The organism is Salinispora goodfellowii (assembly GCF_059570675.1).
The window spans coordinates 1-18,744 of record NZ_JCANTD010000042.1 but is presented as its reverse complement, the minus strand read 5'-3'; the positions used below and the strand labels follow the sequence as shown (position 1 = coordinate 18,744).

General features: G+C 64.9%; 20 protein-coding genes. 11 read left to right on the top strand and 9 right to left on the bottom strand.

Annotated elements, in window-relative coordinates:
• From T398_RS24255 to T398_RS24240, 4 genes are read right to left on the bottom strand one after another with little or no spacing between them, the layout of a single operon-like run.
• Positions 1 to 1,011, bottom strand: coding sequence for a hypothetical protein (locus tag T398_RS24255; RefSeq protein WP_496450177.1), 1,011 nt, complete (start codon positions 1,009 to 1,011; stop codon positions 1 to 3).
• Positions 1,008 to 2,114, bottom strand: coding sequence for a DegT/DnrJ/EryC1/StrS family aminotransferase (locus T398_RS24250; RefSeq protein ID WP_496450176.1), 1,107 nt, complete (start codon positions 2,112 to 2,114; stop codon positions 1,008 to 1,010). Before T398_RS24250 ends, T398_RS24255 begins: the two co-directional genes overlap by 4 nt.
• Positions 2,111 to 3,061, bottom strand: a complete 951-nt coding sequence (locus tag T398_RS24245; protein ID WP_496450175.1) for a glycosyltransferase family protein — start codon at positions 3,059 to 3,061, stop codon at positions 2,111 to 2,113. The genes T398_RS24250 and T398_RS24245 overlap by 4 nt, the downstream gene beginning before the upstream one ends.
• Positions 3,058 to 4,164 (bottom strand): UDP-galactopyranose mutase, encoded by a 1,107-nt coding sequence (locus T398_RS24240; protein ID WP_496450174.1) that lies wholly within the window; start codon positions 4,162 to 4,164, stop codon positions 3,058 to 3,060. Before T398_RS24240 ends, T398_RS24245 begins: the two co-directional genes overlap by 4 nt.
• A 191-nt stretch (positions 4,165 to 4,355) precedes the next feature.
• Between T398_RS24240 and T398_RS24235 the strand changes: the two genes are divergently transcribed.
• Positions 4,356 to 5,276 (top strand): phosphotransferase enzyme family protein, encoded by a 921-nt coding sequence (locus T398_RS24235; protein ID WP_496450173.1) that lies wholly within the window; start codon positions 4,356 to 4,358, stop codon positions 5,274 to 5,276.
• Positions 5,277 to 5,279: 3 nt separating this feature from the next.
• On the opposite strand, the gene T398_RS24230 is transcribed toward T398_RS24235, so the two are convergent.
• A complete protein-coding gene (locus T398_RS24230) occupies positions 5,280 to 6,161 on the bottom strand; it encodes a phosphotransferase enzyme family protein (RefSeq protein WP_496450172.1) in 882 nt (293 codons plus the stop codon).
• A complete protein-coding gene (locus T398_RS24225) occupies positions 6,158 to 7,414 on the bottom strand; it encodes an NsdA family TPR-like regulatory protein (protein ID WP_496450171.1) in 1,257 nt (418 codons plus the stop codon). Before T398_RS24225 ends, T398_RS24230 begins: the two co-directional genes overlap by 4 nt.
• An 871-nt stretch (positions 7,415 to 8,285) precedes the next feature.
• Here T398_RS24225 and T398_RS24220 point away from each other — a divergent pair.
• The 6 genes from T398_RS24220 to T398_RS24195 all read left to right on the top strand — a co-directional run bounded on the left by T398_RS24220 (position 8,286) and on the right by T398_RS24195 (position 13,847).
• Positions 8,286 to 9,077 (top strand): aminotransferase class IV family protein, encoded by a 792-nt coding sequence (locus T398_RS24220; protein ID WP_496450170.1) that lies wholly within the window; start codon positions 8,286 to 8,288, stop codon positions 9,075 to 9,077.
• Positions 9,078 to 9,191: 114 nt separating this feature from the next.
• Positions 9,192 to 10,148, top strand: a complete 957-nt coding sequence (locus T398_RS24215) for an SUMF1/EgtB/PvdO family nonheme iron enzyme (protein WP_496450169.1) — start codon at positions 9,192 to 9,194, stop codon at positions 10,146 to 10,148.
• A gap of 275 nt (positions 10,149 to 10,423) precedes the next feature.
• Complete coding sequence (locus tag T398_RS24210) at positions 10,424 to 11,875, top strand: APC family permease (RefSeq protein ID WP_496450168.1); 1,452 nt, start codon at positions 10,424 to 10,426, stop codon at positions 11,873 to 11,875.
• Positions 11,872 to 12,924, top strand: coding sequence for an acetamidase/formamidase family protein (locus T398_RS24205; protein WP_496450167.1), 1,053 nt, complete (start codon positions 11,872 to 11,874; stop codon positions 12,922 to 12,924). The genes T398_RS24210 and T398_RS24205 overlap by 4 nt, the downstream gene beginning before the upstream one ends.
• Positions 12,921 to 13,592 carry a GOLPH3/VPS74 family protein gene (locus T398_RS24200; RefSeq protein WP_496450166.1) on the top strand — a complete coding sequence of 224 codons (672 nt, stop codon included), beginning with the start codon at positions 12,921 to 12,923 and terminating at the stop codon, positions 13,590 to 13,592. The genes T398_RS24205 and T398_RS24200 overlap by 4 nt, the downstream gene beginning before the upstream one ends.
• Before the next feature lie 36 nt (positions 13,593 to 13,628).
• The gene (locus T398_RS24195; RefSeq protein ID WP_496450165.1) at positions 13,629 to 13,847 is read left to right on the top strand and encodes a hypothetical protein; all 219 of its coding nucleotides are present in this window, start codon (positions 13,629 to 13,631) and stop codon (positions 13,845 to 13,847) included.
• A 3-nt stretch (positions 13,848 to 13,850) separates the two neighbouring features.
• Here the strand turns inward: T398_RS24195 and T398_RS24190 are convergent, their stop codons facing one another.
• Complete coding sequence (locus T398_RS24190; RefSeq protein ID WP_018216016.1) at positions 13,851 to 14,672, bottom strand: NAD(P)H-binding protein; 822 nt, start codon at positions 14,670 to 14,672, stop codon at positions 13,851 to 13,853.
• Between the two features lie 81 nt (positions 14,673 to 14,753).
• Here T398_RS24190 and T398_RS24185 point away from each other — a divergent pair, with 81 nt between their 5' ends.
• The 4 genes from T398_RS24185 to T398_RS24170 all read left to right on the top strand — a co-directional run bounded on the left by T398_RS24185 (position 14,754) and on the right by T398_RS24170 (position 17,212).
• Positions 14,754 to 15,722, top strand: a complete 969-nt coding sequence (locus T398_RS24185) for a helix-turn-helix transcriptional regulator (protein ID WP_496450189.1) — start codon at positions 14,754 to 14,756, stop codon at positions 15,720 to 15,722.
• Between the two features lie 182 nt (positions 15,723 to 15,904).
• Entirely contained in the window at positions 15,905 to 16,381 is a 477-nt protein-coding gene (locus T398_RS24180; protein ID WP_496450188.1) for an LLM class flavin-dependent oxidoreductase, read from the top strand.
• Positions 16,350 to 16,556: a hypothetical protein gene (locus tag T398_RS24175; RefSeq protein WP_027650283.1), complete on the top strand. Its 207-nt coding sequence runs from the start codon at positions 16,350 to 16,352 to the stop codon at positions 16,554 to 16,556. Before T398_RS24180 ends, T398_RS24175 begins: the two co-directional genes overlap by 32 nt.
• Before the next feature lie 80 nt (positions 16,557 to 16,636).
• Complete coding sequence (locus T398_RS24170; protein ID WP_496450164.1) at positions 16,637 to 17,212, top strand: hypothetical protein; 576 nt, start codon at positions 16,637 to 16,639, stop codon at positions 17,210 to 17,212.
• Positions 17,213 to 17,351: 139 nt separating this feature from the next.
• Here T398_RS24170 and T398_RS24165 read toward each other — a convergent pair whose 3' ends face one another.
• Together T398_RS24165 and T398_RS24160 are read right to left on the bottom strand one after the other, a co-directional pair.
• Positions 17,352 to 17,942, bottom strand: a complete 591-nt coding sequence (locus T398_RS24165; protein WP_496450187.1) for a hypothetical protein — start codon at positions 17,940 to 17,942, stop codon at positions 17,352 to 17,354.
• A gap of 451 nt (positions 17,943 to 18,393) precedes the next feature.
• Positions 18,394 to 18,744, bottom strand: a 351-nt coding sequence (locus tag T398_RS24160; protein ID WP_496450163.1) for a hypothetical protein, incomplete at its 5' end; no start/stop codon positions are given.

Here is an 18,744-nt window from a genome sequence, read left to right as displayed (position 1 = left end):
CTAACCTCCCGTGACGACGTGGTGATAGAAGGTGAGCATTGTGTGTAGGTCGGGTGGCGGTGAGGGTGACGCCAAGACGGTGCGGTGAAGGTCCCAAACCGTCTGCCAGTAGCTCCGCACCGTCCGGTTGGCTCGCCGGAGGGCGAGAGCACTTGCGGTTGGCGGGTCCATGATGGCTATCGCGGAGTCGGGCTTGGCGACGGACATTCGCGTCGTACCCCCCAGCGACGGGGCCGGTGTGTGCGCCAGGTGATCGACCCGGCCGCTACGTAGACCCTCGGCGATCGACCGAGCCAGCGAGACCGCCTTGACTTGGTGTAGGTTCTCGGCCGCTACCACATGGTCGACTGGGCGCCCGATCAACTCGCCGACGACCTCCGGCAGGTAGGTCATGATCGTGGAGCGATACTGCTGGAGTCTTGCCTCGCTGGGCGTGACCTGCTTGCCAGACGGCCGTAACGAGTACAGAGTGTTTAGATCGTCGGACCTCATATCGATGCCGCGCCGGGCGATCACCCTGGCAACCACCGAGCGCACCGAGGGATCGTCGGTCCGAGCGATCGTCAGCGAGCGAGGCGCGGCGATCGTCGCAGCAAGTCGCGAGGAGATCGCATGCAGGATATCGCCGAAGGCCCGCCAGCCTTCATGCGCTGCCGGTGCCGTGATCTGTTCTTCCCTGATGGGAAGGTAGATTAGGCAGTCCGTGGCGGCGAGCGATGCTACCGCGAGAGCCATCACGGTGTCGGTCAGGTAGTCGAGTCGGAGCTGCGCAAGGCTGGCATTGCTGTATCCGACGCACCCACCGCCGACGATCACCGACGCTCCGGGACGTGGCGGATCGAAGTCTGCGTTCACGGCCACGGCAAGACCGCTCTGCACAGCAGGAGACGATCCCAGTCCGACGTGAGTTGGCGCAGCGAGGCCATGCAACGCGAATAGACGCTGTTCGTCGATGCGGTAGACGGAGCGCAGAATCCTCGCACTGTCGCACCTTGTGATCGTTGTGCTCATGACGCACCACAAAAGTCGTCAATGTGCTGGCAGATTCGGTCCACCTCGTCGTCGGTTAGCTCCGGCCAGATCGGGATCGATAGCGCCGTGGCCGCCCGTTGTTTGGCGTGGGTCAGGTCCTCGCTTCGGCTGACTGCGGCGATGGGCGGGTGGTCGCCAAGGAGATGCGGGTAGCACACCATCGATCCAATACCGTGCGCCTTGAGATGATGACGCAGTCGGTCGCGATCAGGATGCGCCACAGTAAACTTGTGGTACACGTGCGTACTCATGCCCTCTGGTACGGGCGGCAATGTTACTGCTACGCCAGCGAGGTTGGTCCAGTAACGCTCGGCAATGGCGCGACGTCGGCTGATCCACGAGTCCAGGTGCGGAAGCTTGTTGGTGAGCACCCGAGCCTCGAAGGGGTTGAGCCGGCTGTTGAGGCCGAACAATGGGTGCCAGAAGCCGCCGGTTGATCCGTATGCTCGTAGTGCTCGCAGCGTCTCGATCTGATGTTCGTCGTTGGTGAGGACGGCACCACCGTTCGATGCGCAGGACAGGTGTTTGGACCAGTTGAAGCTCACCGCCGCCGAGTCACCGAACGTTCCGACGGCGTGATCACCGTGGTACGCACCGAGTGCCTGTGCGCAGTCCTCCACCAGGGCGATACCGTGGTCCACGGCCAGTTGAGAGAGCCTGCGCATGTGGGCCGCCTCGCCGAACATGTGCACCGGGAGCAGTGCCACGGTGCGTGAGGTGATCGCAGCCTCGGCCGCTGCGGGATCGATCACGTACCCCTCGGGCTGCGTATCGACGAGGACCGGCGTCAAACCGGCCCGCACGATCGCGGCGGCACTGGCGAAGAACCCGAAGCCGCACAGGATCACCTCACCGCCACGAGGCAGGTCGAGCGCCGTCAGGGCGATCGTGAGCGCGTCCGTTCCGCTCGCGGTTCCGACCGCGAATCGGCTACCCGAGTACCGGGCGAGGCGTTGTTCGAAGTGCTGGACCTCACGGTTGAAGGCGCTGTCGTCGGCCAGGTCGGCTGTCGCGAGTGCTGAGGTCAGTTCGTGGGCGAGCGCGTGGTGCTGCCGACTGTTGGTGTGGAACGGAATCGTCATCGCGCACCCGCAGCCTGCAGCGCGCGGCGCTGCGCCTCGACTCGAACGACCACGTCCTGGCGGAGGGCAGCGTTGTAGCGCATGTCGGTTAGGAGCTTCATGTTGCCGGCCAGCACCTGCTCGGCTCCGTCGAGGAACTGCTGCCAGGGCTTCTCGATGTCGGAGCCGAACAGTTCCACGAGACTGCGCCAGGACTGTTCGTATGCGGTGACCGAGGCCGTCCATTCCTGCATGGTGCGCCGTGGCGTGTGCCCGCACCGCAGTGCACTGGTCGCCAAGACGCGACGACCCGCCGCCAGCGAACTGGCGGAAAGCGTAGGGCCGATGAGTGTGTCGAGTCGGAGTGCGTCGTTGACGGCGCGTGCGAAGGGCTCCCGTCGTGCCAGCGTGCCTCCAGCTCCACCTTGTACGTACGGCTTGCAGACGGGGGCCCCGGACGCCCGCTCCATGGCCGCCACGAATGTCGCGGATGACAGCGTCTCCCACACGCGGCACTTCGCGTGCACCACGAGACCGCTGATGGCGTCGAGGTTCGGACTCTCGTCGAGCATCAGATTTGCGACTTGCCAGTGCTCGATTGAACGCAGCTCAGCGTCGGCATCGAGGAAGCCGACGCGGTCGGATCTGAGGCCAAGCTGGTCGGCCATCCTCAGCCCATGGCGGACCGCGCGGATGTAGCCGATCGGACCGTTGATGGCGACGATCGCGACCCGGTCGTCGATGGGTGCGAGCCTAGATCGGATGTCAGCCACGCGGGAGGTTGCGTCTGTGCCGTTGACGATCACCAGGTGGGCGGCGTCCACGCCGCTGGTCGTTGCTGAGTGGTCGCTGGTGATGACGGAGTTGACAGGATCATGGCTCGGCCCGACTGGCACGATCACGCCGAGCATAGATGTTGTGACGGCTGGGAGGTGGAGAGTGACTGCGTCTTCCGCCGCGTCGATCATCGGTGTGCCTCCGTGGCGATCTGAGTGGCGGCGTTCAGACCACGGCGTACAGCGACATCCATGTTGATGTAGCTGTATCCTGCGAGTCGTCCAGCCGGAAGGATCGGGTTGCGCCTGAACGCGGTCAGGCGTCTCTCAAGCGATGCCTGGGTCGCGAGGTTTGTCCCAGCCGCATCGAGGACCGGGTAGTGCTTGGCGTCGGCGCCAGGAAACTCGCGCATGACCACGGTGCCGGAAATATCGTGGAGATCATCGAGCGCCCATTTCGTCTCGATGGTGCGAGTCCAGGGAACCGCCAGCGCAGGCTCGTTGACGACCATCGCGGGCTGTGCGAGCGCGACACCTCGCAGCAGCATGGATTCCAGCCGGACTCCGCGCCATGGGAGTGCGCCAGGCTCTGCGAAGAAGTCGTCGAGCGCGGATGTGACGATGACCGGCTCACCACGCGCCGCCACGTCCGACATGTGATCCGCTGTGACTGTGGTGCCAAGGTTTACCTCGGCCTCTTGGAGCATCGCCTCGACGAGCATGCCGTAGCCGGCACGCGGCCATCCTTGGAAAGGATCTCGGAAGAAATCCAGGTAGCCGTCGTCGCGAAGCTCGACGCGCCCTGTCGCCACGGATGCCGACAACGTATGTGGATCACGACCCCACTGCTTTACGGTGTACGGGCCGACGCACTCGTCGTAGAGAGTGCGACCGAGCAGCGACACGCAGTACGTCTCGAAGTTCGTTGTGTCCACCGAGGTGGGGCGCCGGTCGAGTTCGTCAACGAGTTGTGCACCGTCCGGGAGCTGCGACACTGCCGAGCGCTGGATTGGCCATGGGATGAGCTGGCCGCGCACTCTGATCACCACGCGGTGCCGGTACGGCACGAAGTCCGCCAGCTTGGTCACCAACCGCCAGACGGGCTCGTCGGTGGTATGGAAGATGTGGGCCCCGTGCGGCTCGTAGGGAATGCCGTGCATCCACTCAGTCCGCACGTGGCCGCCGACGACCTGCTCGCGCTCGAAGACACGCACTGCGTAGCCGAGCTGGCCGAGCTGCCACACAGCTGCTGCACCGGTGATACCCGCGCCGATGACGACTGCGCTTCGACCCATGGTCCGCTCCTCGCCTGGATGTATCTAGTTCGATGCTTGGCAAGAAGGCTCCCCGGTTCCGGTCGGATCGCGTCAGCTCAACGTGGGGGTCCATCACGAACCCCCGGGGGTGACCATTGCAGGAGGACCCAGATTTGGGCTGTCGATCTTGCTGTTGGCGTTCATGCCGGAACCCTCATAATCTGGACCCCATGGCGAACCAAGATCAGCCTTTGTCCACGCGACGCGGGCTTAGTGGCGACCACGCCGTTGAGCTCGTTGACAAGGTGGTGACCGAGGCTGGTCATCGAACGGATGGCATCGCGCTGCTACGGCCACCAGCGGACAATGCGATGGTCGCCATCTCGCCAATCGGCCTGGTTGCCCGGGTCGGCGTTGACATTGCGTTTCGGGAACGCCTTGCGAACGAGGCGCGCGTCGCCCGATGGCTGAAGGCGCGTGGCGTGCCTGCCGTCCAGCCTGCGGAGATGACTGGCCTCTCTCAGCTCGACATCATCGATGGTCGAGTCTTCACCTGGTGGACCTACCTTCCCCAAGATGGTTCAGCGACCGTTCGTGACCTCGGTCGTGCGCTGCGGCGGCTACACGAACAAGGCCCACGGTGGCCCCATCTCCCGACGCTCGATCCATGGGCACGGGTCGCATCGCAGCTCGAGACTGCGACCCTTCCCGATGGCGATGCGAATGAGCTTCAGCGGCACTGGCACAGACTTACGCTGCGTTGGCAGCGCTCAGGCTGGAGCCATCGCGCAGCATCGGTCATCCACGGCGACGCACACCGCGGCAACATTCTGATGTCCCAGGGAGTCGGCTACCTACTCGACTTCGAAGACACCCGGCTGGGGCCACCGGAATGGGATCTTGCGTACGTCATCGCGTCCGCGAGGGTCGGATGGCTTTCGGCCAGCGAACTCGACGACTTCTGGCACGAGTATGGCCCGATGCCTGATTACGATGCTGAATTCGAACTTCTTGTCGACATCGCGCAGTTCCGGCGCACATGCTGGCTGGCATCCAGACTTCCGTTCGAGCCCAAGCTGTTGGACCAGGTTCGGCATCGAATCGCGACCATCGTCGATCCTGGTCTTCCGCGCTGTTGGCTGCCGGGATAGGCACTACAGACTGGGCGTCCAGGGCCAGGGTCGCTCGCCGTGCTCGCCTCGCAGACAGTCGACTCGGTACAGCGCGTCGCGAACCATGCTCGGGTCACGGTCCGCGAGCTGCACCAGGTAGGTCGCCATCCTGAGTTCCCGAGTATTTCGCATCAACTGAAAGCCCGCCCAGCACGTGACGTCTGACCCATAGACCTCAACGAACTGCTGGTACTGGTTTTCGTTGATCCATCCGAATGATCTGAGCTTGATCGCCGTCGAGACAAGATCCCACTCGGGTGGACCAACCGAGCACCGCTCCAGGTCCAACAAGACCGCTTGGCCGTCAGGCGTGATGGCAACGTTGCCCACCCAAGCGTCACCATGAACTACGCAGTGAGGAAGGCCCACCGGAAGGCGAGACCAGCTCAGGCGCAAGTCTGCAACATGGCGCAGCAGCCAGTCTTGCCGGACCTGGTCGATGCATGTGCTCTCGCTGATGCGTTGCTCTAGCCGGACAAGTGGATCGAGCCGAGGCAGGCCCAAAGCCGCCGGAATCGGGAGGGCGTGCAGTTGCCGTAGGATACGCGGGACATCGATCACCTCACCCATTCGGTGTGGGGGTAGCTGTCGCCAGAACACCACTGGGACGTCCCCAACCACGACGGGCTGTGGACCGACGTCGCTCAGCGCAACTGCAGGAAGCCCCGCCTCGCTCAACCAATGCGCCACCGCTACCTGCCGGGCCGACGCGTCGGCCGTCCCAGGCCGGCCGACCTTGGCGATCGTGGACGAGTCCACGCGCCAAACGGCGTTCTCGCCATGGCGAATCAACTCCATCGTCCCCGTGGCCAAGCCAACCTGCTTGCAGGCGGTGGAAACCTCCTCGTAGGTGGCGATGCTCATGCGTAGGTCGCCTCGAAGATCGCCTCCCGAAGCTCCGCAACGGCTGGCAAACTTCGGTGTTGGCCCGAGACCCGCACCAATTCACGGAGCCCTTCAACGACGCGCGCTGACTGGAGCCCTTCCATCCGCCGGATGGTTCGCAGCCCCAGATCGGATGCTTCTGCAGGATCTCCTTGTGACATCAACAGAGTGGCCATCTTGATGGCTGACTGAGCGGTTGACCTCGCGTATCCATCCCCGTGCCGGTTGATCGCAGCGTTAAGCCGAGCGATGGCTTCGACGGTCGCACAGCCGTTCATCGCGATGCTGAACAATGCGTGACCGGTGTCTCCGAGGTGTTGGGCCTGGTCGTAATACTTCATCCATGGCCGTTCCGGCTCTGCCCCGACACGCTCAAATGCCCTGTCAGCCGCTGCAACCGCCGCGATCGTCTCCGCCCGTAGGCCCATCCTCGCCAAGGCACGCGCCCGACCGGTGTAGAGCATCGCCTGCTCCGCGGGGGTCAGCCTGCCGAGATCGAGCGCTGTATCGAGCCACTTGATGGCATCCGCAGGGGAACCGCACCAAATCGCCTGCCGGGCTCGGTGCGACAGCAGCTTTGCTTGAAGATGCGGATCGCCAGCAGTGGCAGCGCACTCCGATGAAAAATCGAAAATTTTCTGTGCCTGGGACTGATTGTTCGCGTCGAAGCTCATGAAGCCAGTGACAGCGCCGAGACGCGCAACAGCGGCGAATAGATCTAGCGCCAGACCGTCGGCGCAGCGTTGCCGCAGTAGTCGAGCCGCCCAACGCAAGTGAGCCTCGGCAGCTTGCCGCGCGACACCGCCTCCATGAGCGAAGTCCCACGAGGTGAGTAGCGAGGCGAGGCTGATGATCTGTTCAACCTCGTCCACTGTGACGACAGCTGGAACCTCCTCCGCGAATAGCGAAGGGACATTGTCATGCGACGTATCGGGCGGTGCCGGTACGTCCTCATACGCGAGGCCCATCATGTGGCGCGGGATGCCGAGCCCTTCTGCGATGCGTTCCAATACCTCGTAGGCGGTTACCTGCTGCGTTCCCTTGGAGATCGCACGGACACGAGTCTCTGCAAGTCCTGTGCATCCAGCGATGCGGGTACGTGAGTAGCCGTGGGAACGAAGGAACCGGAAGAGCAACGACATGTCACGTGCTCGGAGAGCAGCGGCGACCGACTTGCCATCGAACGTGGCCTGGCGCCACCAACTCTCGTCGTGTCGTTCTGAATCGAGCACCGCCACCTCCCCGTCGTGCTGCCCGTGCTACGCAGCGTACGCGCAAATCGACCGGCGTTGGTACTGGGTATTGCACTGTCTGACGTGGTCTGGCAGGGGCTGGTAGTTAGCCGGCCTGACTGGCCGGTGGAGCCATAACGGTCTCGTACTCGATAGGGGTCAACCGGGACAGGGATCGTCGGCGGCGGCGGCGGTAGTTCCGCTCGACCCCGGTCACGATCGCGGTCCTCAACTGCTGCCCGTCGGCGGACAGCATAGAGCCTTTCCGGGGGCAGATGCGCCTGCGACAAGTAGGCAACAGCCCGTCGCACGACCTCGTTTTCCTGCTCTAACAACCTGATCTGCTTGCGTGCCTCCCGCAGCTCGGCTGACTCGCCGCTGGCCGTCCCACGGGTAGCGCCGGCGTCGACACCGGCCTGGCGAAGCCACGTGAACAACGTCATGCGGATGCACTCCGAAGTCCTTCGCGCGATGAGCTCGACCGTCACTCCTGCCTCACGGTCACGAGCAACACGCACGACGTCATCATGGACTCTCGGGGTAGGGCTTGGGCGCAGCGACAATCTTCCAGCCTGCCCGCGCGGGGCAAGCCATCTCAGATGTTTAGGTGTTTGGAAATTTGGGCCCTAGCCTCCCGACGGATTGAGCTGGTAGGGATTGCTATGCCAGACCCCGATCGCTGTCTGGGAAATCGGAGTCAGCAGGTCCGTCTGGCAATCGAACCCGTGTTCCCCCGCGAACTTCATCAGACCAGGGTGACCGTTGAGAACGTAAACCGGAAGCGTCAGGTACTGCCCAAACGCTGAACTAGCGCTGAACTTCGTCCGAACCGACCGCGCTACCCGTCGACGTCAAGTGGCACGATGGAGCCATGATGGAACTGGAGGGTGTACCGGTCACCGTCGACGAGTTGAGCGCCATCGCGCTCATCAACTACGGCCACTTTACGTCGATGCGCGTCGAAGGCAGTCGGGTACGCGGGCTTGACCTGCACCTGGAGCGGCTTGCACGGGACAGCCAGGCTGTATTCGGAGTGGGGGTGGACACCGCGAAGGTTCGAGTGCTGGCTCGAAAACTAGCCGCGCAGGTCTCGGTTCCGGTGATCATGCGGGTTACGATCTTCGATCCCGAACTTAGCCTCGGTCACCCAGCCGCCGGCAGCGAACCCCGCATCTTGGTCACCCTACGGCCCGTCGGACCTGGAGGGGGACCTCCGATACGCCTAAAATCAGTGCCTTATCAGCGCGAACTGCCAGAGGTGAAGCATATCGGGTTGTTTGGAACGGTTCACCAGCGTCGCCGCGTACAGCGAGCTGGATTCGATGACGTGCTTTTTGTGGATGAGAGTGGCCGGGTCAGCGAGGGTGCAACCTGGAATATTGGATTCCTTCGTAACGGCAGGGTGAGCTGGCCGGATGCCAACTGCCTCTCGGGAGTCACGATGCGGCTGGCATCTGCGGCCATGGAGCGACAGGGGATCGAAGTTCACTGGGAGTCGATCGCCCTCAGCGAGATTTCCCAGGCAGACAGCGCGTTCATCACCAACGCCGGTGTTGGGTTGCGGCCCGTTGCCGCCATAGATGGCTTGCCGCTGAGTGATGGCGCGAGCTTTGTTGATCAGCTCCGAAAGGAGTACGAAGCGACGCGGTGGCAGCCGCTGTAGCCGCTACGTGCGTTACGTCCTGTTGACGGGGTAGTGCAAGCCGTGGTCATGTGGTATCTGTGTCGATCGAGGATCGACCGTCGACAGAGATAGTGACCAAAGGACTACACGTTGATGACGGTGAGCAAGTGGTCCGGACGCGAGACTCGCGCGTTGCGGGAGGCCAAACGGATGAGCCTTCGGGAATTCGCCGCTTACCTAGGCGTTAGCGACAGGACCATCTCCAAGTGGGAAGCGGGTGCTGACCGCATCCGGCCCCGCCCAGAGAGCCAGGCGATCTTGGACACTGTTCTCCAGAGAGCCAGCGACGATGTGCGCGCCCATTTCGATCTGTTGATGGGCCGCGGAGCTGGGTACACGGAGGCCCCACGACATCCGTTTGGTTCCACATCGAGCGCCGAGTCGCTCTCCGGGGTGGTGGAGGTAGAGCAGACACACCCGCGGACGGGGAAGCTGATGGTACTAATCCCTGGTGGGTCATTCCTGTTTGGCGTGAGCAATCAAGTATTGGAATTGCCGCCTTTCTACATTGACGTCACGCCGGTGACCAACGCTGACTATGCGCAGTTCGTTGCTGAGCGGGGGTACCGGGCCCCTCAACACTGGCGAAATGGTAGCTTTCCTGACGACCTAAGTAATCATCCAGTGGTTAACGTCACCTACCGGGATGCTGAGGCGTATTGCTGCTGGGCAGGTAGCGCCCTTCCCACCGAGCAACAGTGGGAAAAAGCCGCCCGAGGTGTTGACGGTCAAGCCTTTCCATGGGGTAACCAGGTGACCCTTGCGAAGTGCAACGTTCGTGAGTCGGGTATCGGCGGAACTACGCCGGTCGAGCGCTACCACAGTGGTGTTAGTCCCTACGGGGTTTACGACCTAAGCGGAAACACTTGGGAGTGGTGTTCGACCGAGACCGACCCAGGCCGCTACGTCCTGAAGGGGAGTGCCTTCACCAGCCCCTTCAAGCTAGCTGCTGCCGCCGCGACAAATGATGCCTCTGCCGCGATGTTCGACGACGACACGGGGTTCCGAGGTGTCGTTGCGGCTGAACTGCTCACCGCTCTCCCGTCCTGACTCAATCGCAGTCGTCCCAGCGCTAAAACGCCGCCGACCCGGCGGCGTTTTTGCCATCAGGTTCGGCGGAGATGCGGTGCCAGTTCGGCACTAGTCCGTTCCCCCTGGCGCTTGCAGAGATCACTCTTGAGTCATGGCATCCGCAGGCGGGCCGGCCGTAAGCAGGTCCGCATCCGTAGATGGATGCCGTGCCGTCGTGAGACCCAGCCTTGCTAGTCCCACCAACAACACCTGCCCGAGGTGACCAACCGCTCCCAGGGGCGGCAGGACTCGCGATGACGGTGCGATCGCCCAGACTCACCATTGTTGAGGGGTTTTGCCTGAAAAGGTCCGACCATCTAGAGCGATACGGCTATCGTCAGGAGTTGAGTCGGCAACTCCGGTTCCGGGACCTGCTGGCGTATGGGCTGGTGTATATGGTGCCGATCGCGCCGATGGCGATTTTCGGTAGTGTGTATGCCGGTTCTGGTGGCATGGTGGCGCTTGCCTATGTGATCGGTGTGGTCGCGTTGGTGTTCACTGCGTTTTCGTATGCGCAGATGGTGCGGGCGTTCCCGATGTCGGGCAGCGTTTACAACTATGCGGGTCGGGGTATCAGCCCTCCAGTCGGTTTCCTCGCCGGGTGGGTGATCCTGCTGGACTATGTGCTCGTGCCGGGCCTGCTGTATTTGGTGGCGTCGGTGGCGATGCACGCGACCGTGCCAGTGGTGCCGGTGTGGTTGTGGCTGCTCGGGTTCGTCGCGGTCAACACGATCGTCAACTCGGTCGGGATCCGGATGACCGCGATGGTGACCCGGGTGATGCTCGTCGGCGAGTTGATCGTCCTGGCGATCTTCCTCGTTGTCGCCGGCTGGGCCCTCGCCTCGGGCAGGGGGCGGTTTAGTTGGGACGCCTTCTACAACGCCGACACGTTCACCTGGTCGCTTGTTGCCGGCGCCGTGTCGATCGCGGTGCTGTCCTTCCTCGGCTTCGATGGCATCTCGATGCTGGCGGAGGAGGCCAAGGGCGGCTCTCGGCAGATCGGCCGGGCGATGGCCGCGGTGCTGGTCCTGGCTGGCGTGTTGTTCATCGCGCAGACGTGGCTGGCCGCGATGCTCGTTGCCGAGCCGGCCTCCCTGCGCGGTGATGGGGATCCGGACGGCACTGCCTTCTACGAGGCGGCTGCGGTGGCCGGTGGGGGCTGGCTGGCGATGCTGTGCGCGGTGGCGACCGCGGTCGCGTGGGGATTGCCGAACTCGATGGTGGCGCAGGTGGCCACATCGCGGCTGTTGTATGCGATGGCCCGGGACCGGCAGTTGCCCGCCTTTTTGGCGAAGGTGTCGGTGCGCCGCAGCGTGCCGATCAACGCGACCCTGCTCACCGGTGCCGTGTCTCTGGTGTTGGGCCTGTACATGGCGACCCGGGCGGACGGGATCACGCTGCTGTCGTCGCTGATCAACTTCGGGGCGATGGTGGCGTTTTTGGTCCTGCACGTCAGCGTGGTCGTGCACCACCTTATCCGCCGGCGTAGCCGCAACTGGTGGGCGCATCTGGTCATGCCCGCTGTCGGATTCGCGATTCTCGGCTACGTCGTGGTCAACGCCGATATCGCCGCGCAGCGCCTCGGTCTGACCTGGCTTGCCCTTGGGGTCCTTGTCCTCGCCGGCCTGTACCTGTCCGGTCGCCGGCCGGCCTTGTCGGGCCTGGCGCCCGCGCAGACACACGATCATGAGATGGAGCGAGTGTGAGCAGCATGAACACGATCACTTACCGTCCGGCTCGCGACGAGTTGGCCTACACCTTCGGTGGACGAATGCCGGTGGCCCACGTACGGGCAGGCGATGTGCTGCAGGTCTACACCGAGGACTGCTTCGGTGGGCGGGTCCGCGGTCCGGGGGACCTGCCGTCGCAGGTGTGTCAGATGCCGTACCTCAACCCGGTGTCGGGGCCGTTTTTCGTTGAGGGCGCCGAGCCGGGGGACACCCTCGCCGTGCACATCATGGCGATCGAGCCGGCCCGTCAGTGGGGAGTGTCGGCGACGTTCCCGCACTTCGGGGCGCTGACCTCGACCTCCCACACCGCCACACTCCAGCCGCCCCTGCAGGAGCGGGTGTGGGTGTACCGCATCGACCGGAAGGCCGGCACCGTCGGGTTCCAGGCCACCGAAACCGATCACCAGGTGGACCTGCCGTTGGCGCCGATGATCGGCACGATCGGGGTGGCTCCTGCCGCGTTCGAGGCCCGCGCGACGATCGTGCCCGACACCCACGGCGGTAACCTCGATACCCCGCTGCTGCAGGCCGGCACCACCCTGTATCTGGGAGTGAACGTGCACGGGGCGCTGCTCGCCCTCGGCGACGGCCACGCCCGCCAGGGCGACGGTGAAGCCTGCGGCGCCGGCGTCGAGATCGCCACCGTCACCACCCTGACCGTCGAGGTCGTCAAACACGTGCCGACGCCCTGGCCCCGACTGGAAACCGACACCACCATCGCGTCAGTCGGCTGCGCCCGACCCCTCGAAGACGCCTACCGCATCGCCCACACCGACCTCGTCGCCTGGGCCAGCGACCTCACCGGCATGGACACCCTCGACGCCTACCAGCTGATCTCCCAAGCCGGACGGGCACCCGTCGGCAACGTGTGCGACCCGAACTACACCGTCCTCGCCACGGTCGACACCGCCGCGCTACCCCGTTGTGCACCCGCCTACGGCGGCGTCCACGACCGGCTACGCCGACACGCGATCCACCCCGGTAGCGAGGGAATCCACCCCGACGGCGAGGGGATCAGCCGGTGACAGCACTGACCAAGCCGCTGCCGTTGCGCGACGAGGTGTTCCTACTTGGCCACGACGGCGACACCGGCCGCACCCACATCCACCGGCAAGCCCTCGCCCTCGGCCTCGCCGGCGCAGTCCTCATCGACCTGTTCCTCACCAAACACATCACCCTCACACCAGCCGGCGACCCACACCTCTACCCACACCGATACCCCAAGCGCCCTACCGGCGACCTGATCGCCGACACCGCGATCACCTCAATCCGCCACGCGAACACCCCGCCACCGCTACGCGGCTTTCTACGCGGATTCAGCATCGACCTCTACGAACGCACCCGCGCCACCCTGGTCACCGCCGGGATCCTGCACCACCACCAACGACGCCGCATGGCCGGACTCATGCGCACCGACACCTACCTACCCAGCCACCACCGTTGGCAGATCATCCCCCGCGCCCGACTATGCGCCCTCGCCCGAGGACGAGAACAACCCGACAATCACACCGCCGCCCTCGCCGGCCTCGTCGCCGTACTCGGCCTCACCCACCACCTGTACCTCGACGACGACACCGCCACCCTACCCGGCCGACTACTAAACGTAGCCAACCAGCACCACCAACCCGTACGGGCCATCACCACCGCCGTGGACACCACCATCGGTGACCTCGCCACCGCCGCCTACCGATAACCGTCTACCCGCTAGCCCCGGATCAGGACCACACCAATGACCCTGCCCCGCATCCGCACCCTCCGCTGGACCGAACGCCACACCGCCGCCAATATCATCGCCACCAGCCTGCACCCCAGCAGCCTCGCCGAATGGCTCATCCCCGACATCAACCACCGACACCCGGTGCTAGCCGCCGTAGCCCGAAATATAGGTCGAACACGCCCTGTTCCGGCCGCCCCGGGAAACCCCGGGGCGGCCGGTTCGCTGCTATGATGCTCAGCCGCCGAAGGCTGCGGCGTTCTCGGTCACCCACTGCTTGAAGGTGCGCGCCGGCTTACCGGTGACCTCCTGGACGGTGGGCAGCACGGTGTAGCCCGCTTCCGGCGGGTTGGTCCGCATCGTCAGGAAGAACTCGACGTCTTCGTCGCCGAAGCCCTGCTCGCGCCACTGACTGACGATCTCGTCCCGGGACAGCTCGATGAACTTAATGTCGCGGCCCAGGACCTCGCTGATCACCTTGACCTTCTCCGGCGGGGTGAGCGCCTCGGGCCCGGTGATCCAGTACTCCTTGCCGTTGTGGCCGTCGGCGGTGAGCGCGGCCGCGGCGACAGCGGCGATGTCAGCGTCGTGGACCATCGCGCTCTTGGAGGTGGCGAAGCCCTCTCGGATCACGCCCTCGTCCTTGACCGAGTCGGCCCACTCCAGCACGTTCGACATGAACTCCACAGGGGACAGGTAGGTCCAAGCCAGGCCGCCGGCCTCGACGGCCTCCTCCAGCGGGCTCTTGGTGACATCACCCTTGAGGACGGTCACCTTTCGCACGCCGGCCTTCTTGGCCAACGCTACGATCTCCTCGGCGTTGGTCAGCGGCGCGAAATCGTCGCCGAAGGTGATCAGGTGGGCAGCGGTCACCCCCTCGAAGGCTTTGGCGAGACTGTCAGTGTCGGACAGATTGCCGGCGACAACCTCGGTGCCTTCCGGCAGATTCGCCTTAGCAGGATTACGCGTCAGTCCTCGGACCTGGTGCCCCGCGGCGAGCAGCTGAGCGACCAGGGGCCGGCCGACGTTGCCGGTGGCACCGGCAACAAGAATGGTCATGGGGTTCCCTTCCGTCATGAAACAACCGTATTGGCGATCGCGGCCAGGTTCTGTCCGCGATCGGTTGGGAGAATGAGAACCGTGCTCGACACCTCCGCGCGTCTGCTCCGTCTGCTGGGACTCCTGCAGGCGCACCGGGAATGGTCCGGCACGGGACTGGCCGACGAACTCGGCGTCAGCTGCCGCACCGTGCGCCGCGACGTGGACAAGCTCCGGCTGCTCGGCTACCCCATCACCGCCATCGGCGGGGTCGGCGGCGGCTATCAACTGGCCGCCGGCGCATCGTTACCGCCGCTGCTGCTGGACGACGACGAGGCGGTGGCGGTTGCGGTCGGATTGCGCACCGCGACCTCCGGAACAATCACCGGCATCGCCGAGACGTCCGTGCGCGCCCTGGCCAAACTCGACCAGGTCCTGCCCTCACGGCTGCGCTACCAGGTCAACACCATCAGCTCCGCGGTTCTGAGCATGCCCCACGCGGGGCCCACCGTGGACTCGAGCACCCTCACCGAGATAGCCACGGCGATCCGCGACAGCCGCCGGCTGCGCTTCGACTACGTCGCCGGCGATGGCCGCGACAGCGCACGGGAGGCCGAACCGTACCGGCTGGTCAACAACGGCCGCCGCTGGTACCTGTTCTGCTGGGACGTACACCGCGAGGACTGGCGCACCTTCCGGGTCGACCGGCTGAGGCTGCGGACCCCCGGCGGCCCGCGCTTCACCGCACGGGAGATGCCCGCCGACGATCTCGCCGCCTACCTGGTCCAGAACCTGAGCCGCAGCCCGTACCGCTATCAGGCCCGGCTGACCATGCACGGCTCCGCAGCGCAGGTCAGCGCCGAGGTGCCGCCCAGTATCGGCGTCGTGGAACCCGTCGACGAGCGCACCTGCACCCTGCGGATCGGCTCCGACGACCTCGATCACCTCGCGGTGTGGATCGCCGCCTTCGGCTTTGACTTCGACATCCATGAGCCATCCGAGTTGGCCGAGCACATGCGGACCCTCGCCGCCCGCATGCAGCGGGCGGCGGGGTCCACGACGAACTCCTGATCAGGCCCGCACGAAGCTACCGGCCACCTCGCGGGCTCGGTCCCCGGCGGCCCGGACGGCCTGTTATGCGCGGTGCGCAACAGCCAGGTGCCGTGGCGGGCCGAGGCCGCACAGCCTCCCGCCCGTTGCCGAACGTCGAGCTGATCCGAATCGACCGAGACGAGGAGCGACCTCCTGTGTAGATCGTCTGTACGACTTTCCCGTCGGCGGCGGGGGCGACCCCCGTTGAGTTCCGGCGAAGACTGACGGACGAGATGCGCTGGGCGGAGGACGCCGGCTGCCGGGGGACGCTGGTGCACAGCGACAACAAGCTACTCGATCCATGGGCCGCGGCACAGATGATCATGGAATGCACGCGCATTCTCGTACCCATGGTGGCGGTCAACCCGGTCTACATGCATCCGTTCAGCGCCGCGTGGATGATCAGCACCCTCGGATTTCTGTACCGGCGGCAGGTCAACCTGAACTACGTGACCGGAGGATTCCACCGGCATCTGCGCGAACTTGGCTGCGAGTTGGAGCACGACACCCGGTACACCCGGCTCGTCGAGTACGCCGACATCGTCTCCCGGCTGCTCTCATCGGAGCGCCCCGTCAGCCATGCCGGCGAGTTCACTCAGGTGAGGAGTGCGAAGCTCAGCCCACCGCTGCCGGGCTGAGCTGCGCCCGCGGGTCTTCGTCTCCGGCAACTCCGCGGCCTGCCAGGCGGCCGGCAGGGCGCTGGACGCGATCCGGCTCACGTATCCACGCAGGCTCGCCGAGTACGGAGCCGGAACTCCGCTGGCGCACTGTGGTATCCGGCTCGGCATCATCGCCCGTGACACCGCGTCCTGACCGCGGACACGCCCGGCATGCGGCGTGCACCGCCGGATAAGGTCGTCGCCGAGTAGGCGGTGCCGCCGGACAATGCTGAGGTGGATGTTCCTGAGCTGTTAGACCGAGCGGTCACGATGGTTCCGGCCATCGCCACCAATGAGTCTGGAGCGACAGTCGCCGACGTGGCGGAGTGTGTCAAGCACAACGAGTGGGAAGTCGCTCTTGATCTCCTCGCCGACCTCGATGACTGGCCTGCCGGTGCGCAGTGGTGGGATCTGCTGATCGAGGCTGCGGAGCTGATGTGGCTCACCGACACGGCCACATGGTGCCGATGGCGGCGGTGGGAGAGCATCCACGGGATTTTCCGTGCCCGGCTGACGCTCGTGCCGGTCGCTGATGGAGGCCGGCGAATCCCGATACCTGGTAAGGGCGTGTTGCGGCCGGTGTGGCATATCGGCCAGCACATGCCCGACGGGCATCCCAACTTTCGGGTCGCACGAATCTGGGTCGAGGACGCTCCAGAACTGACAGTCGGAGCATCCGGACTGATCCGTCTGGCACCCCTGAGCCCGGACGCGTGGCGTGATCTCCGACCTGACCAGACGATCGCCATGCACGAAGGTCTGTCCATACAAGGAACTGCCACGATCACCGAGATCTCGACACCAGGCTGACGAGGGCGACGGTTGGCACTCGCCGCAAGACGATCCGTGTTGGCGACTGACACTGATTCGGGAAGCCCGGGCGTAACCCCACACGCCACGGCCATGAGCGGATGGCGGCATGTGCGGATGCTCGGCTCTATCTCATGCTCTATGTACCTGCTGGCTGCACGAGGGCGATCGGCGCCGACTTGGTCGTGTAGTCCTCAGCCAGGTCCGGTTGCACGTCGATCGTCGCGTCATCACCGACGTAGCGGACGGCGAACACCGTTTCGCTCGGCCGAGTGGCGCCATGGTCCGTCACGCTGGCTGGCAGTTCGCCTGCGAGTCGCACTCTGTCCCCTGGCGCTATCGCGGCACCCGCCTCGGCCTCACGACCTTGGATGTCCGAGATCAGCTGGATGAGGACCTCGATCGGTTCGGTGTCTGCGCCGTGGGTGCACGAGGTGGCCCCGCATGGCCGAAGTTCAAGCCAGCTTCGGACCTGCTCAGGCCGGTCAGTGCCGCGACCGCACCAGGCGCCAGCGCAGAGTGCTCCGACGCGCCAACCTGGGCCGCCAGTGCCTTGATCAAGCGCGCCGTGCGGCCGTCGGGCAGTCATCAGCCGGGACTGGATGTAGCCGGGCCGCTGCATCACTGTCGGCAGGTCTGCCAGGGGATTGCCGTAGCGGCGTTGGGCGGCGGTGTAGGTGACGGTGGTGTCGAGGATTGCCTGGTGGATGCCGAGGGCGACGGCGGTCAGGTTGGGTCTGCCGTACAGGAAGCTGGAGGAAGGAGTGAAGTCGAAGCCGTCACCTTCGGCACCGAGCCGGTTGGTTACGGGAATGCGGCAGTTGTTGAAGGCGATCTCGCCGGAGCTGAAACGGTGCAGGCCCGATGACGGGTTGGTGCGGGTGAGGTGGACGCTGGGTAGGTCGGCTTCGACCAGGAAGGTGGATAGTCCGCGGGAGCCGGGCCCGGTGCGTGCGACGCCGTCATGCAGGTCGGCGTGGTGACCCCTTTCGGCGGCACCGGAAGGGTCGGGTCAGCGGGGTTCTAGGATTGGGTTGGCTTCAAGGTCTTGACGATTGTCATCGGTGGTGGGGTAACGGTTCGTGTTGCCCCTCGGACACTCAAATATGATCTCCTGCAATGCAGGTCAGGCCCCCTTCAGCGAGGGGGCCTGATTCGTTGTAGGGGACAGGTAGGGGAACTCAGTTTTGGCCGTCGGTCCTGCGGCGCATGATCCCGTCGGCATACCCCTCCGCGTAGGTGGCCCGGACGGTTTCCTCGGCCTCGGCGGCGAGCTGTTCGCGGAGGTGTACCTCCAGTAGGCGCCGCTGATCGACGACCACCGTCCGCCTGCGGGCGTCCGCCTGAGCGAGCAACTCACCCAGGACGAATTCCCGACGCTGTGACTCCAGGTCGTGGCCCATCACCTCGATGACGTTGGCGCAGTGCCGGATCTCGTTCCGGAGCCACGCGTTCTCCTGCCTGAGTCGCTCGATCTCCTGCTGGTACAGACGTTCGCGCTTATTGGTCACCGCGCGCTGGTAGGCGGCGGT